The organism is Nonomuraea sp. NPDC001699 (assembly GCF_053596455.1).
This window is the reverse complement of sequence record NZ_JBSFGF010000007.1, coordinates 150,024-165,374: the sequence shown is the minus strand read 5'-3', so window position 1 is coordinate 165,374 and position 15,351 is coordinate 150,024. Positions and strand designations below refer to the sequence as shown.

Annotated in this window: 14 protein-coding genes; 5 read left to right on the top strand and 9 right to left on the bottom strand. The window is 72.4% G+C overall.

Going from position 1 to position 15,351, the window contains the following annotated elements:
* The first annotated feature begins 74 nt into the window (after positions 1 to 74).
* Complete coding sequence (locus tag ACWCSU_RS22525; RefSeq protein WP_364088132.1) at positions 75 to 797, top strand: VIT1/CCC1 transporter family protein; 723 nt, start codon at positions 75 to 77, stop codon at positions 795 to 797.
* Between the two features lie 55 nt (positions 798 to 852).
* Here ACWCSU_RS22525 and ACWCSU_RS22520 read toward each other — a convergent pair whose 3' ends face one another.
* From ACWCSU_RS22520 to ACWCSU_RS22495, 6 genes are all read right to left on the bottom strand, one after another.
* Positions 853 to 1,491: a LysE family translocator gene (locus tag ACWCSU_RS22520; RefSeq protein WP_449937210.1), complete on the bottom strand. Its 639-nt coding sequence runs from the start codon at positions 1,489 to 1,491 to the stop codon at positions 853 to 855.
* Positions 1,488 to 2,024, bottom strand: coding sequence for a hypothetical protein (locus tag ACWCSU_RS22515; protein ID WP_449937208.1), 537 nt, complete (start codon positions 2,022 to 2,024; stop codon positions 1,488 to 1,490). Before ACWCSU_RS22515 ends, ACWCSU_RS22520 begins: the two co-directional genes overlap by 4 nt.
* 17 nt (positions 2,025 to 2,041) lie before the next feature.
* The gene (locus ACWCSU_RS22510; protein WP_357706492.1) at positions 2,042 to 2,398 is read right to left on the bottom strand and encodes a spore germination protein GerW family protein; all 357 of its coding nucleotides are present in this window, start codon (positions 2,396 to 2,398) and stop codon (positions 2,042 to 2,044) included.
* 28 nt (positions 2,399 to 2,426) lie between these two features.
* Entirely contained in the window at positions 2,427 to 3,800 is a 1,374-nt protein-coding gene (gene zwf / locus ACWCSU_RS22505; RefSeq protein ID WP_449937206.1) for a glucose-6-phosphate dehydrogenase, read from the bottom strand.
* Between the two features lies 1 nt (position 3,801).
* On the bottom strand, positions 3,802 to 5,433 hold the full coding sequence (gene pgi / locus ACWCSU_RS22500; protein ID WP_397041294.1) for a glucose-6-phosphate isomerase: 1,632 nt from the start codon (positions 5,431 to 5,433) through the stop codon (positions 3,802 to 3,804).
* A 136-nt stretch (positions 5,434 to 5,569) separates the two neighbouring features.
* On the bottom strand, positions 5,570 to 7,276 hold the full coding sequence (locus ACWCSU_RS22495; RefSeq protein WP_364088123.1) for an IlvD/Edd family dehydratase: 1,707 nt from the start codon (positions 7,274 to 7,276) through the stop codon (positions 5,570 to 5,572).
* 62 nt (positions 7,277 to 7,338) lie between these two features.
* Between ACWCSU_RS22495 and ACWCSU_RS22490 the strand changes: the two genes are divergently transcribed.
* Both ACWCSU_RS22490 and ACWCSU_RS22485 read left to right on the top strand, forming a co-directional pair.
* Positions 7,339 to 9,642: a phosphoketolase family protein gene (locus ACWCSU_RS22490; RefSeq protein ID WP_449937203.1), complete on the top strand. Its 2,304-nt coding sequence runs from the start codon at positions 7,339 to 7,341 to the stop codon at positions 9,640 to 9,642.
* Positions 9,618 to 10,796: an acetate/propionate family kinase gene (locus ACWCSU_RS22485; RefSeq protein WP_449937202.1), complete on the top strand. Its 1,179-nt coding sequence runs from the start codon at positions 9,618 to 9,620 to the stop codon at positions 10,794 to 10,796. The genes ACWCSU_RS22490 and ACWCSU_RS22485 overlap by 25 nt, the downstream gene beginning before the upstream one ends.
* An 11-nt stretch (positions 10,797 to 10,807) precedes the next feature.
* Here ACWCSU_RS22485 and ACWCSU_RS22480 read toward each other — a convergent pair whose 3' ends face one another.
* The 3 genes from ACWCSU_RS22480 to ACWCSU_RS22470 all read right to left on the bottom strand — a co-directional run bounded on the left by ACWCSU_RS22480 (position 10,808) and on the right by ACWCSU_RS22470 (position 13,451).
* Positions 10,808 to 12,235, bottom strand: coding sequence for a PAS domain-containing sensor histidine kinase (locus ACWCSU_RS22480; protein ID WP_449937199.1), 1,428 nt, complete (start codon positions 12,233 to 12,235; stop codon positions 10,808 to 10,810).
* Between the two features lie 40 nt (positions 12,236 to 12,275).
* Positions 12,276 to 12,713 carry an ATP-binding protein gene (locus tag ACWCSU_RS22475; protein WP_449937196.1) on the bottom strand — a complete coding sequence of 146 codons (438 nt, stop codon included), beginning with the start codon at positions 12,711 to 12,713 and terminating at the stop codon, positions 12,276 to 12,278.
* Positions 12,714 to 12,806: 93 nt separating this feature from the next.
* Positions 12,807 to 13,451, bottom strand: coding sequence for a response regulator transcription factor (locus tag ACWCSU_RS22470; protein WP_357706505.1), 645 nt, complete (start codon positions 13,449 to 13,451; stop codon positions 12,807 to 12,809).
* Positions 13,452 to 13,686: 235 nt separating this feature from the next.
* Here ACWCSU_RS22470 and ACWCSU_RS22465 point away from each other — a divergent pair, with 235 nt between their 5' ends.
* Both ACWCSU_RS22465 and ACWCSU_RS22460 read left to right on the top strand, forming a co-directional pair.
* Positions 13,687 to 14,169 carry a cation:proton antiporter regulatory subunit gene (locus tag ACWCSU_RS22465; RefSeq protein ID WP_352351134.1) on the top strand — a complete coding sequence of 161 codons (483 nt, stop codon included), beginning with the start codon at positions 13,687 to 13,689 and terminating at the stop codon, positions 14,167 to 14,169.
* Between the two features lie 8 nt (positions 14,170 to 14,177).
* Positions 14,178 to 15,338: a cation:proton antiporter gene (locus ACWCSU_RS22460; protein WP_357706507.1), complete on the top strand. Its 1,161-nt coding sequence runs from the start codon at positions 14,178 to 14,180 to the stop codon at positions 15,336 to 15,338.
* Positions 15,339 to 15,351 lie beyond the last annotated feature (13 nt).

Here is a 15,351-nt window from a genome sequence, read left to right as displayed (position 1 = left end):
GCCTCTCCTTCGTTGCGGATCATGCCGGAAGGGCCTAGATTCCGTGGCGAATTGCCATTAAGGGGAGGATTGTCATGACTGTCGAGCTTGTTAGGCCCTACTCTCCTGAGAAGCACCACAGCCACCGTGACGTCACCGGCGGCTGGTTGCGTCCGGCGGTGTTCGGGGCGATGGACGGGCTGGTCTCCAACGTGGCGCTCATCGCCGGAGTCGTGGGGGCCGCGGGCGCCGGGCGCGGCGCGGTGCTCGCCGGGTTCGCGGGCCTGGTCGCGGGGGCGTGCTCGATGGCGGCGGGCGAGTACACGTCGGTGAAGTCCCAGACCGAGCTGATGCGGGCCGAGATCGCCGTGGAGCGGCGCGAGCTGGCCCGCAACCCCGACGGCGAGCGGGCCGAACTGGCCGCCCTCTACCGGTCGCGCGGCCTGGACGCCGACCTCGCGCGCCGCGTCGCCGAGGGCCTGTCGGCCGACCCGGAGCAGGCGTTGCGCGTGCACGTGCGCGAAGAACTGGGCGTGGACCCCGACGACCTGCCCTCGCCGTACCTGGCGGCGGGCTCGTCGTTCCTGGCCTTCGCGATGGGGGCGCTGGTGCCGCTGGCGCCGTTCCTGTTCGGGGCGTCGGGGCTGTTCCTGGCGCTGGCGCTGAGCATGGTGGCGCTGTTCGGGTTCGGCGCGGCGGTGGCCGTGATGACCGCGCGGCCGTGGTGGCTGGGCGGCCTGCGCCAGCTCGGGCTGGGCGCGGGAGCCGCCGCCGTCACCTTCGGCCTCGGGCACCTGCTCGGCGTCGCCGTCTCCTGACGCCGGCCCGCCCGCCCAAAAGCGCCCGCCCAGGAGCGGCCCCCCGGGAGGCCGTTCAGGGGCGGCCGGCGACGGCCAGGTTGACGCCGAGGGCGATGAGCGCGGCGCCGGTCAGCCCGTCCACGGCCTTGCGCACGCCGGACCGGGCGAACACCCGGCGCAGCGTGCCGACCACGTTCGCCACCGTGAGGAACCAGACCATCGTGCCGGCCAGCGCGACCGCCGACAGCGGCAGCGTGCCGCCGAGCGCGGTGCCCTCCCCCACGAACTGCGGTACCAGGGCCACGAAGAACAGCGCGGCCTTGGGGTTGAGCACGTTGGTCAGCAGCCCTTCGGCGAAGGCCGCCCACGGGCCGTTGTCCGCGGGGCCCGGCAGGCCGAGGTCGAGCGGGCCGCCCTTGCGCAGGGCCGCGCGCAGCGCCTTGACCCCCAGGTAGAGCAGGTAGGCGGCGCCGACCACCTTGACCACGGTGAAGGCCATGGCCGAGGCCGCCAGCAACGCGGCCACGCCGGTGCCCGCGGCCACCACCCAGACGGCCACGCCCACGGCGATCCCGGCCGCCGCCGCCATGCCGTGCCCCCGGCCCGACAACGCCGAGCGGCGGACCACGACCGCGAAGTCGGGGCCGGGCGACATCGCCCCGAGCATCACCAGGGCACCGAAGGCCACGAAGTGCGGCAAAGAGATCATCATGGCGTCCACCTTACGAGGACCCGGCCCTCCGGGACCAAGGTGGAGACCTCCCACGTCCAGCTCGGCACAGTGATCATCTCGGCGGGCTGGTCGAGCGTGACGGGCGTGTCCAGCAGGACGGAGTGAGGCGTGAGCGGCAGCCCGCCGCCGGGGATGACGACGGTGCACAGCGGGGTGCGCAGGCTGGGCCCGTCGGGCTCGTCCGCGTCGCTGGACACCCAGGTGGGCTCGCCGTCGAAGAACGTGCACACCAGCGCCCCCGCCGGCGCCGCGCAGGAGTGGCGCAGGGCACCGGCGGGCAGCCAGGCGTGCTCCCCCGGCAGGTACGTCACTCCTGACACCCGCAGCTCGCCCTCCAGCAGCACGAACTCCTCCCCCGCCAGGTAGTGGCCGCGGCCGGGCCGGCTCCACCGGGGTGGGAGGCGGACCAGCGACGTGCCGCCGCCGAGCGGGGTGACGCGCACCGGCAGGTTGGAGCCGGGCAGCAGCGCGTCGTGTCCGGGCAGCCCGGCGTCGAGCAGATCGATCAGCACATCAGTGGATGTGCCCGTTACCTCCTGCGATGCCACTTCTTGAAGATGGTCCGGATCGTCAGCACCAGGGCGAGCCCGACGAGCTGGCCGCCGAGCACGATCCGGTTGACGTCGACGGCCGGACGCCACCGCACCTCGCCGTCCTTGATCACGAACACCCCGGCGGGGGTGGCGCTGTAGCCGAAGCCGCCACCGCCGCCGCTGCCTCTCTCCTCACCCTTCTCGTCGAGGCCCTGCCCGTGGCCGGCCCCGCCGCCCTGGGCGACCCGGGCGACGGGGACGACCAGGACGTCGCCGTGGCGGATCGGCTCGCCGAAGACGCGCCTGACCGTGACGACGTCCTTCGACTGCTCCAACAGCTCCTTGATGTCCATGGCCCTCATCGTTCACCCGGATCGGCCGCTAGTCGAACGTGGTGGAGATCTCGTGCCAGCCGCCCGGCGCGATCTTCTCGGCCGGCTCCGGCCCCCAGGTGCCCTTCTCGTACGGCATCGGCCGGTCGGGCAGGTCGAGCAGCCGGCCCACGATCCGCCACGACTCCTCCACCAGATCGAACCTGGCGAAGCGCCGCGGATCGCCGCTGACGGCGTCGGTCAGGATGCGCTCGTAGGCGGCCTCCATGGGCCCGAGCACCTTGGTGAAGTCGACGCTCACCGGCACCGGGATCGTCCGCTGCCTGCCCGGCTCCTTGGCCAGCACGTCGAAGGTCACCCCGGCGTCGGGCTGCAGCCGGAACCTGATGAGGTTCGGCCCCGGCGGCACGTCGCCGCCCCGGAACATCGTCACCGGCGGCCTGCGCAGCTCGGCCACGATCTCCAGGTCGGTGGTGGGCAGCGCCTTGCCCGAGCGGATGCACCAGGGCACACCCGCCCACCGCCAGCTGTCGATGTAGAGCCGCATGGCGACGAACGTCTCGGTGGTGGAGCCGGGCCGGACGCCGGGGGTGTCGAGGTAGCCGTCGTACTGGCCGCGTACGACGTGGGCCGGGTCGATGGCCTGGACCGCGCGCAGCACCCGCCACTTCTCGTCGAGCTGGGCGCGGGCGTCCATGGACGGCGGCGGGTCCATCGCCAGGATGGCCAGCAGCTGCAGCAGGTGGTTCTGGACCACGTCGCGGACCGTGCCGTTGGCGTCGTAGAAGCCGCCGCGGTCGGCGACGTCGAAGTCCTCGGCCATGGTGATCTGCACGCTGCGCACGTAGTTCCGGTTCCACAGGGGTTCCAGCAGCATGTTGGCGAAGCGGAACACCATGAGGTCCTCGACCGGCTCCTTGCCCAGGAAGTGGTCGACCCGCCGCAGGTGGTCCTCGTCGAAGTACTTCAGCAGCTCGTCGTTGAGCCTGCGCGCCGAGTCCAGGTCGTGCCCGAACGGCTTCTCCACCACGAGCCTGGCGTCGTCGTTGAGCCCGGCCCCGGCCAGCCCCTCGGCGACGACGGAGAACAGCGCGGGCGGCACCGCCAGGTAGTGGACGAGGAACCCCTTGCCCGCCACCTCCGCCTTCAGCTTCGCGAACGTCTCGGGATCGCGGTAGTCGCCCGCCACCAGCCGCAGGTTGCCCGCCAGCTTCTCGAACGCCGCGTCCTGGACGCCGCCGCAGGCCTCGCGGGCGTGCTCGCGCAGCCCGTCGAGGTCCATGTCGGTCTTGGCGACGCCGATGATCGGCAGGTCGAGCCTGCCGTCGGCGCTCAGGTGGTAGAGCGCGGGAAGCAGCATCTTGCGCGCGAGGTCACCGGTGACGCCGAACAGGACCAGCGCGCCCGCCTTCCCCTCCCCCATCTCAGACCTGCCTTCCGCGCAGCTCCCGGTACCTGCGGACGAGCTGTTCGGTCGAGGAGTCGGGGAAGGTCTGCGGCGGCTCCTCGGAGGTGAGCGCGGGCGCCACGTCGAGCGCCATCTTCTTGCCCAGCTCGACGCCCCACTGGTCGAAGGAGTCGACGCCCCAGATCGTGCCCTCGACGAACACGATGTGCTCGTACAGCGCGACGAGCTGGCCCAGCGTGGACGGCGTGAGCTTGGTCACCAGGATCGTCGAGGTGGGCCGGTTGCCCGGCATCACCTTGTGCGGCACGATCTCCGGCGGCGTGCCCTCGGCCGCGATCTCCTCGGCGGTCTTGCCGAAGGCCAGCGCGCTGGTCTGGGCGAGGAGGTTGGCGGTGAGCTGGTCGTGCATGCCCTCGCGGTCCTCGAACGGCTCGGCGAAGCCGATGAAGTCGGCCGGGACGAGCCGGGTGCCCTGGTGCAGGAGCTGGTAGAAGGCGTGCTGGCCGTTGGTGCCGGGCTCGCCCCAGAAGATCTCGCCGGTCGGGACGGTGACCGGGCTGCCGTCGGCGCGCACCGACTTGCCGTTGGACTCCATCGTGAGCTGCTGGAGGTAGGCGGGGAAACGGTGCAGCCGCTGGCTGTAGGGCAGCACGGCGCGGGTCTCGGCGCCGAAGAAGTCGGTGTACCAGATGCCGAGCAGGGCCATCAGGACCGGCATGTTGGCGTTGAACGGCGCGGTGCGGAAGTGCTGGTCCATGCTGTGGAAGCCGGACAACATCTCGCGGAACCGCTCGGGCCCGACCGCGATCATCAGGGACAGGCCGATGGCGCCGTCGTAGGAGTAGCGGCCGCCCACCCAGTCCCAGAAGCCGAACATGTTGTCGGTGTCGATGCCGAACTCGGCGACCTTCTCGGCGTTGGTGGAGACGGCCACGAAGTGCTTGGAGACGGCGTCCTCGCCCAGCGCGCCGACCAGCCAGGAGCGGGCGACCCTGGCGTTGGTCAGCGTCTCCAGCGTGGTGAAGGTCTTGGACGCGACCACGAACAGCGTGGTGGCCGGGTCGAGGTCGCGCAGGTTGCCGAGGATGTCGGCGGGGTCGATGTTGGAGACGAACCTGGCCTCGACGCCGGCGTCCACGTAGTCGCGCAGCGCCTCGTAGGCCATGGCCGGGCCGAGGTCGGAGCCGCCGATGCCGATGTTGACCACGGTCCTGATCGGCTGCCCGGTGGCGCCCTTCCACTCCTTGGACCTGACCCGGTCGGCGAAGGCGCTCATCTTGTCCAGCACCGCGTGCACGTCGGCCACGACGTCCTGGCCGTCCACGACCAGCTCGGCGTTCTTCCGCATGCGCAGCGCGACGTGCAGGACGGCGCGGTCCTCGCTCACGTTGATGTGCTCGCCGCCGAACATCGCGGCGATGCGCTCGCGCAGGCCCGACCGCTCGGCCAGGGCCACCAGCAGGCCGATCGTCTCCTGGGTGGCGCGGTGCTTGGCGTAGTCGAGGTAGAGGTCCCCGGCGCTCACCGTCATCCGCCCGGCCCTGCCCGGGTCCTCCGCGAACAGCTCACGCAGCTGCTTTCCCGCCAGCTCCTCGTGATGCTTGCCCAGAGCCGCCCACTCCTGGCTCTGGCTGATGTCGCCGTTCACCGCTTCCTCCTCATGTGTCGCCAAACCTGATCACATCGTCCCGTACTCGCGGGAGATCCGCTGAGCCGGGCTCCCGACAGGGAACCCCGTACCCCACGGGGATGATTCCGCGCACGGCGGCGGTCACTCTTTGCCTTCAGTGGGACTCGCGGCCGACGGCGTCGCCGGAGGAGCCCGTCAGGAAGTCGAGATCGGCGCCCTGGTGGGCCTGGGTGACGTGGTCGACGTACAGGCGCTCCCAGCCGCGGGCCGGGCGGGCGTGGCCGGTCATGACCGGTTTCCTGGCGGCCAGCTCGGCCTCGGGGACGTCCACGTCGAGCCTCCTGGCGGCCACGTCGAGCACGATCGGGTCGCCGGTGCGCACCCTGGCCAGCGGGCCGCCGGCCGCCGCCTCGGGCGAGGCGTGCAGGACGACCGTGCCGTACGCGGTGCCGCTCATCCGGGCGTCGCTGACCCGCACCATGTCGCGCACGCCCCTGGCCAGCAGCTTGCGCGGCAGCGGCAGGTTGCCGACCTCCGGCATGCCCGGGTAGCCCTTGGGCCCGCAGCCGCGCAGCACCAGCACCGAGGTCTCGTCCACGTCGAGGTCGGGCGAGTCGAGCCGGGCGCGGGCGTCCTCGACGCCGTCGAAGACGATCGCCCGGCCGCGGTGCCGCAGCAGCTCCGGCGAGGCGGCCGCGGGTTTGATCACGGCGCCGTCGGGCGCGAGGTTGCCGCGCAGCACGGCGATGCCGGCGTCGGGCAGCAGCGGGTCGGAGCGCCGCCTGATCACGGTGTCGTCCCAGATCTCGGCGCCGGCCAGGTGCTCGACCAGCGGCCTGCCGGTGACGGTGATCGCCGCCGGGTCGAGCAGGTCCTCGACCTCCCGCAGCAGGGCGGTCAGCCCGCCGGCCCTGAACAGGTCGTCCATCAGGTGGCGTCCGGCCGGCTGGAGGTCGGCCAGCAGCGGCACGCCGGAGCCGGCGCGGTCGAAGTCGTCGAGGCCCAGCTCGACGCCGAGCCGCCCGGCAACGGCCAGCAGGTGCACGACCGCGTTGGTCGAGCCGCCGATCGCGGCCAGCGTCACGATGGCGTTGAGGAAGGAGGCCCTGGTCATCACATGGCTGGGCCGCCGGCCCGCGCGGACCAGCTCGACGGCGAGCCTGCCGCTCTGGTGCGAGCGCTCCAGCAGGCGGCTGTCGGGGGCGGGGGTGCCGGCCGTGCCGGGCAGCGTCATGCCCAGCGCCTCGGCCATGCAGGCCATGGTGGAGGCGGTGCCCATCGTGTTGCAGTGGCCGCGGCTGCGGATCATGGACGACTCGGAGGCGAGGAACGCCTCGCGGGAGAGCGTGCCGGCCCGCACCTCCTCGCTGAGCCGCCACACGTCGGTGCCGCAGCCGAGCGGCACGCCGCGGAAGTGCCCGGTCAGCATCGGGCCGCCGGGCACCACGAGCGCCGGCAGGTCGACGGAGGCGGCGGCCATGAGCAGCGCGGGAATGGTCTTGTCGCAGCCGCCGAGCAGCACCACGCCGTCGATCGGGTTGGCCCGCAGCAGCTCCTCGGCGGCCATCGCGGCCAGGTTGCGCCAGAGCATCGCGGTCGGGCGCACGTTCGTCTCGCCCAGGGACAGGACGGGCAGGTCGAGAGGCACGCCGCCGGCCTCCCACACGCCGTTGCCGACGCTGCGGGCTATCTCGTCGAGGTGGGAGTTGCACGGCGCGAGGTCGGAGGCGCTGTTGGCGATCGCGATGTGCGGCCGCTCACCCTCGAACGCCTCGCGCGGCAGGCCGCGGCGCATCCAGGCCCGGTGGATGTAGGAGTTCCGGTCGTCACCCGCGTACCAGAGGGAACTGCGCAGTGCCATGTGACGGCACATTATCGGCAGTCCGGGGGATTCAGCATCGCCTGTAGAGGAATGGGCAGGGCATGGACCACATAGACGCGTACTGGCGGGCGGCCAACTACCTGTCCGTCGGGCAGATCTACCTGCTGGACAATCCGCTCCTGGCCGAGCCGTTGCGTCCCGAGCACATCAAGCCGCGCCTGCTCGGCCACTGGGGCACCACCCCGGGGCTGAACTTCTGCTTCGCCCACCTCAACCGGGTGATCTCCGAGCGCGACCAGGACATGATCTACATCGCCGGGCCCGGGCACGGCGGACCGGCCGCCGTGGCGCACGCCTGGCTGGAGGGCACCTACACCGAGCGTTATCCGGACGTCTCGCAGGACGTCGAGGGCATGCGGCGGCTGTTCCGCCAGTTCTCCTTCCCCGGCGGCATCCCCAGCCACGTCGCGCCCGAGACCCCCGGCTCCATCCACGAGGGCGGCGAGCTGGGCTACTCCCTGGCCCACGCCTACGGCGCCGCGTTCGACAACCCCGGCCTGGTGGTGGCCTGCGTCATCGGCGACGGCGAGGCCGAGACCGGCCCGCTGGCCGCGAGCTGGCACTCCGGCAAGTTCCTCGACCCCCGGCACGACGGCGTCGTGCTCCCCATCCTGCACCTGAACGGCTACAAGATCGCCAACCCCACCGTGCTGGCCCGCATCCCCGAGCAGGAGCTGTTCAAGCTCATGGAGGGGTACGGCTACCGCCCCCACCTCGTCGGCCCCTCGCACGAGGAGATGGCCGCCACCCTCGACACCGTCTTCGACGAGATCGCCGAGTACAAGGACGGCCAGGACCGGCGGCTGCCGATGATCGTCCTGCGGACGCCGAAGGGCTGGACCGGCCCGCGCGAGGTGGACGGCAAGCCGGTCGAGGGCACCTGGCGGGCCCACCAGGTGCCGCTGTCGGCGGTCCGGGAGAACCCGGCGCACCTGGCCATGCTGGAGGAGTGGATGCGCTCGTACCGGCCGGAGGAGTTGTTCGGCTCCGGCGGGAAGCCGGTCGAGGAGGTGCTGGCGACGGTGCCGCGGGGGCCGCTGCGGATGAGCGCCAACCCGCACGCCAACGGCGGCGAGCTGCTTCAGCCGCTGCGGCTGCCGGACTTCCGCAGGCACGCCGTCGAGGTCAAGTCACCGGCCGACCGGCTGACCGAGCCGACGCGGGTGCTCGGCGGGTTCCTGCGGGACGTGATCGCCGGGAACCCGCGCAACTTCCGGCTGATGGGCCCCGACGAGACCGCCTCCAACCGGCTGCAGGACGTGTTCGAGGTCACCGACCGGGCGTGGGAGGCCGAGCTGCTGCCCACGGACGAGAACCTGGCCCCCGGCGGCCGGGTGATGGAGGTGCTGAGCGAGCACCTGTGCCAGGGCTGGCTGGAGGGTTACCTGCTGACCGGCCGGCACGGGCTGTTCAACTGCTACGAGGCGTTCATCCACATCGTGGACGCCATGTTCAACCAGCACGCCAAGTGGCTGGAGTCGTCGCAGAAGATCTCGTGGCGGCGGCCGGTGGCGTCGCTGACGTACCTGCTGTCGTCGCACGTGTGGCGGCAGGACCACAACGGCTTCAGCCACCAGGACCCGGGCTTCCTGGACGTGGTCGTCAACAAGAAGGCGTCGGTGGTGCGGGTCTACCTGCCGCCGGACGCCAACACCCTGCTGTCGGTGGCCGACCACTGCCTGCGCTCGCGCGACTACGTCAACGTGATCGTGGCGGGCAAGCAGCCGGTGCTGGACCTGTTCACGATGGAGGAGGCGATCGCGCACAACACGCGCGGCCTGGGCATCCTGCCGTGGGCCTCCACCGACCAGGGCAGCGAGCCGGACGTGGTGCTGGGCTGCGCGGGCGACGTGCCGACGCAGGAGACGCTGGCCGCGGCGGCGCTGCTGCGCGAGCACCTGCCCGAGCTGAAGGTGCGCGTCGTGAACGTGGTGGACCTGATGCGGCTGCAACCGCGGTCGGAGCATCCGCACGGCATGCCCGACGCCGAGTTCGACACGCTGTTCACCGTGGACCGGCCGATCATCTTCAACTTCCACGGCTATCCCTCGCTCATCCACCAGCTCGCCTACCGCCGGCGCGGCCACGCCAACCTGCACGTGCGCGGCTACAAGGAGGAGGGCACCACGACCACGCCGTTCGACATGGCCATGCTCAACGACATCGACCGCTACCACCTGGTCATCGACGTCATCGACCGGGTGCCGGGGCTCGGTTCCAAGGCGGCGCACCTGCGGCAGCGGATGAGCGACGCGCGGCTGCGGGCCCGCGCGTACACCAGGGAGCACGGCGAGGACCCGGCGGAGATCAGGTCGTGGACATGGCCGGCCGAATTCTCGTCCTGAACACCGGCTCCTCCTCGATCAAGTACGAGCTGGTGGACCTGGGCACCGGCGGGCGTCCGGCGCGCGGGCTGGTGGAGCGCATCGGCGAGGAGCGCGGGCGGCTGACGCACCGGACGGGCGGCGGGCCGCCGTACGTGCGGGAGGAGCGCTTCCCGGGGCACGCCGAGGGGCTGGAGGCCATGCTGAAGGCGTTCGCGGAGGCCGGGCCCGGGCTGGATCCGGACGCGGTCGGGCACCGGGTCGTGCACGGCGGCACCCGCTTCACCGGCCCGGCGCTCGTCGACGACGACGTGATCGCCGCGATCGAGGACCTGGCGCCGCTCGCGCCGCTGCACAACCCGGTGAACCTGGCCGGGATCCGGGTGGCGCGGGCGGCCTTCCCCGGGGTGCCGCAGGTGGCGGTGTTCGACACGGCGTTCCAGCTCACGTTGCCGCCGCAGGCGTACACGTACGCGGTGCCGCGGAACTGGCGGGAGCTCGGCGTGCGCCGCTACGGCTTCCACGGCACCTCCTGCGCCTACGTCTCCCGCCGCGCCGCCGCCTTCCTCGGCCGCGACCTCGACGGCCTCGACCTCGTCGTGCTGCACCTGGGCAACGGCGCCAGCGCGACGGCGATGTCCGGCGGGCGCAGCGTGGACACCTCCATGGGGCTGACCCCGCTGGAGGGGCTGGTGATGGGCACCCGTTCCGGCGACGTGGACCCCGCGATCGCCGGCTACCTGGCGCGGGTGCGCGGCATGGGCGGCGAGGAGGTGGAACGCGCGCTCAGCCACGAGGGCGGCCTGCGCGCCCTGGCCGGGACGCTCGACATGCGCGAGGTACGGGCCCGCGACGACGAGGAGGCCCGGCTGGCCCTGGAGGTCTACACCCGGCGCATCCGCAAGTACGTCGGCGCCTACTACGCGCTGCTCGGCCGCCTGGACGCGATCGTGTTCACCGGCGGGGTCGGCGAGCACGACGCGGCCACCCGCGCGGAGTCCCTGGCCGGGCTCGACCGGCTCGGCATCACCGTGGACCCGGAGCTGAACGCGGCGGGCCCGGACGGGGAGCGGGCGGTGTCACCGCCGGGCGCGGAGGTGGCGGTGCTGGTCATCCCCACCGACGAGGAATGGGAGATCGCCCGCCAGGCCCTGGAGGTCCTCCCCCGCTCGTGAACCTCGTGCGGTCAGGGCCGGTGGGGGACGGCGGGGACCCAGAAGTCGACCGTGGTCCCGCAGCCGGGGCGGCCGCTCAGGCTCCACCAGCCGCCCGCGATCTCGGCCCGCTCGCGCATCTCGACCAGCCCGAAGTGCCGCAGCGGCCCCTCCGCGTGCGGCGGCGGCCCGGCGCCGTCGTCGGCGACCCGTACGTGCACGCCGCGGTCGAGCGAGACCAGCGAGAGCCGGATCGAGGTGGCGCGGGCGTGCTTGCGCACGTTCGTGATCGCCTCCTGGCAGATCCGGAAGATGGTGACGGCGGCCTCGGGCGGCGGGTCGGCGTCGAGGCGATGGGTGATCTCGAACGTCAGCCCGGTGCCGGCCGTCACCTGCCGCAGGTAACCGGCCAGGCCCTCGACCAGGCCCTCCTGGTCGAGGGCCGGCGGGCGCAGCTCGAAGGTCAGGTCGCGCAGGCGGGCGACGGCGGCCTCGACCGCCTCGCCGACGCCCCGGAGCTCGGCGGCCTGCTCGCGGCCGAGGCCGCCCTCCATCGCGCGCAGGCGCATGCCGACGGCGACCATGGTCTGGATCGTGTCGTCGTGCACGTCGTAGGCGATGCGCCGGCGTTCCATCTCCTGGGCCCGCACCAGGTGGGCCAGCAGCATGCCGCGCTCGTCGAGGGCGCGGGCCACGTTGCGGCGCTCGGTCAGGTCGCGGGTGACCTTGCCGAACCCGCGCAGCTCGCCTCGGTCGTCGTAGAGGGCGGTGATGACCACGCTGGCCCAGAACCTGGTGCCGTCCTTGCGGACGCGCCAGCCCTCCTCCTCCCACCGGCCGTCGGCGACGGCGACCTCCAGCTCCATGGCGGGCTTGCCGGCCGCGACGTCCTCGGGCGGGTAGAAGACCGAGAAGTGGGTGCCGAGGATCTCCTCGGCGCGGTAGCCCTTGATGCGTTCGGCGCCGGCGTTCCAGCTCACGATCCGGCCCTGGTCGTCGAGCATGAAGATGGCGTAGTCGACGACGTTCTGGACCAGCAGGCGGAAGCGCTCCTCGCTGTCGCGCACCGCCTGCTCGGCCAGGCGGCGCTCGGTCAGGTCGCCGGTGACCTTGCCGAACCCGCGCAGCAGGCCCCGCTCGTCGCGGAGGGCGGTGATGACCACGCGGGCCCAGAATCTGGCGCCGTCCTTACGGATCCGCCAGCCCTCGTCGGCCACCCGGCCGACGGCCGCCGCACGGCCCAGCAGTTGCTCGGGCCGGCCGGCCGCGACGTCCTCGGGCGGGTGGAACACGGAGAAGTGCCTGCCGATGATCTCCTCGGCCCGGTAGCCCTTGATGCGTTCGGCGCCGGCGTTCCAGCTGGTCACGTGGCCGGAGGAGTCGAGAAGGCAGATCGAGTAGTCGACGATGCTTCGGACGAGCAGCTGAATGTCGTCTGACTGCCTGTCTTGACCGGGCATACTGCAGCTTCGCACGGTCCGGCGGAAGACCGGAACCCGGTCAGGCCCGGGAGTGCTCCTGGGCGGGCGCGCCGACGTGCTGCGCCATCTCGCACCACACCACCTTGCCGCCGTCCTCGCCGTCGTCGCCGTCCTCGGCGCGGGAGAAGCCCCAGCCGGTGGACAGCAGCTCGATGACGTGCAGACCCCAGCCGTTGTCCGGTCCGGGCTCGCGCGGCTCGGGCAGGCCGGCGCCGGAGTCGCGCACCTCGATCCGCACGTGGGAGGAGGTGCAGCGGATGCGTAAGGCGGGCGGGCCGTCGCCGTGGACGAGCGCGTTGGTCACCAGCTCGGAGACGACGAGCAGGACGTCCTCGCGACGTCCGCGGTAGCCGCACTCGGCCAGCGCCTCGCGTGCTCTCTGACGCGCCGCGGTGATGCTGCCCATTTCCTCCGGCAGCCGGGTGTCCACCTGGTACGGCGCAGCGAAACTGCCCATTCTCCAACTGTCGGGCAGTACAGGGTCGATCACGAGACGCAGTGGAACCAGCGCGTCCGGTGCGGATGCGGGACGTGTACTGGTGCATCTGCGTCAGTCGAGCAGCCCTTCCCTGCGCGCGACGGCCACGGCCTCCAGCTTGGACCGGGCCCCGAGCTTCTCCAGGACGTGCTGGACGTGGTTGCGCGCGGTGTTGCGGGCCACGCCGAGCCGCGCGCCGATCTCGATCGTGCTCGCCCCTTCGGCCAGCAGCCGCAGCGTCTCGCGCTCGCGCGCGGTCAGCGCCGCGCCGGGGCTGCGCACCCGGCCGGTCAGCCGGTCGAGCACGCCGGGCAGCAGGCCGGGCGCGAAGACCACACCACCGGCGGCCACCTCGCGCACCGCCGACTCCAGCTCCTCCAGCCTGGACGACTTCACCAGCAGGCCCGCGCCGCCCGCCTCCACCACCCGGGCGGCGACGGAGGCGGTGGCCTCGCCGGTCAGCACCAGCACCCGGGCCATGGGCGCGGCGGCCCGGAACCGGCCGATGGCCTCGACGCCGTCGCCGTCGGGCAGCCGCCGGTCGAGCACCACGACGTCGGGCCGGCGGCGGGCGGTCTCGGCGAGGGCGGCGGCGACGGTGCCCGCCTGCGCCACGACCTCGATGCCCGGCGCCCGGCCGAGCGCCAGGCCGATGGCCTCGGCCACCATCGCGTGGTCCTCCACGAGCAGCAGCCGGATGGAGGCGGTGGTCGGCATCGCTTCGTCTCGCTTCTCCCGCGGCAACGTCCCCAGCAGTCTGCCACCCGCGTCCGGCCGCTGCTTCCCGTTCGCCTCCCGTTCGCGCCGCCCGTTCCCCCAGGCCGGACGGGCGGAGCGACGCCGCGCGCGTTCCCCGCCGGGCGGGGGCGGGCGGGATTCGAGGAGGTCGGAGGGCCGGGAGCGTTGGTAGTGTTGTCCAGAAATATGCGCATTTTTTAGATGGGTGGGATAGGTGGAGGTTGAGCAGACAGCGTTGCCGGGCATCGGGCTTCGGCACGATTTCACCACCCGCGCCGGCCAGCGGGTAGGCATCGTCTCGCACCGCACCGGCCGCCGGGACCTGGTGATCTACGACAAGGACGACCCCGACCGCGCCTGTCAGACGGTCAAGCTGAACGACGAGGAGGCCGACGCCCTGGCCGAGCTCCTCGGCGCCCCCCGGATCGTGCAGCGGCTCAACCAGCTGCACCAGCAGGTCGAGGGCCTGGTCAGCGTCCAGCTCCCGATCCCGTCGGGCTCCCCCTACGCCGGGCGCACCATGGGCGAGGCCCGGGTCAGGACCCGTACCAGCGCCTCCATCGTCGCCGTCGTACGCGGCGGCCAGGTGTTCGCCAGCCCCGGCCCCGACTTCGTCTTCCGCGAGGGCGACGTCGTGGTCGTGGTGGGGAGCGCGGACAGCACCGCGGACGTCGCCGGCATCCTGGCTGACGGGTAGGACCGCGGGTGCACGAAACCGCGGTCATCTTTCTGGAATTCGGTGCTGTTCTTCTGGGTCTGGGGGTTCTGGGCGCGCTCGCGCTGCGCGTCGGCATCTCCCCGATCCCGCTCTATCTGATCGCCGGTCTGGCGTTCGGCACGGGCGGTGTGCTGCCGCTGGCCACCAGCGAGGAGTTCATCTCGGTCGGCGCGGAACTGGGCGTCGTCCTGCTGCTGCTGACGCTCGGTCTGGAGTACAACGCCGACGAGCTGGTCACCAGCCTCACGAGCAACGCGCGGGCCGGGATCGTCGATCTCGTGCTCAACGCCGCCCCCGGCGCGATCTGCGCGTTGCTGCTGGGCTGGGGGCCGGTCGCGGCCGTCGCCATGGCCGGCGTCACGTACGCCACCTCCTCGGGCATCACCGCCAAGGTGCTGTCCGACCTCGGGTGGATCGGTAACAGGGAGACGCCGACGGTGTTGTCCCTGCTGGTGTTCGAGGACCTGACCATGGCGGTCTACCTGCCGGTCCTCACCACGTTGCTGGCGGGCCTGAGCCTGGTCAGCGGGGCCATCTCGGTCGGCATCGCGCTGGGCACGGTGAGCGTCGTGCTCGTCGTGGCGCTGCGGTTCGGGCGTTTCATCGAGGCGTTCGTGTCGAGCCCCAACTCCGAGGTGCTGCTGCTCAAGGTGGTCGGGCTGGCGCTGCTGGTGGCCGGGCTGGCGCAGCAGCTGCAGGTGTCGGCGGCGGTCGGCGCGTTCCTGGTCGGGATCGCGCTGTCGGGGCAGCTCGCGCACGACGCGCAGGCCCTGCTCGCGCCGCTGCGGGACCTGTTCGCGGCGGTGTTCTTCGTGTTCTTCGGGTTCCAGACCGACCCGGCGAAGATCCTGCCGGTGGCGGGGCTGGCCGCGCTGCTGGCGCTGGTCAGCATGGTGACCAAGCTCCTGACGGGCGCGTACGCGGCCAGACGGGCGGGCATCGGCAAGGCCGGTCAGGCACGGGCGGGCATCGCGCTCATCCCGCGCGGTGAGTTCAACATCGTCATCGCGGGCCTGGCGGTGGGCGCCGGCGCCCATCCCGACCTCGGGGCCCTGGCGGCCGCGTACGTGCTGATCCTGGCGGCGTTCGGTCCGCTGGCGGCCAAGCTCGTCCAGCCGCTCATCACGGCCATCGCGAGCAAGGCGTGATCCGCTAGTTTGT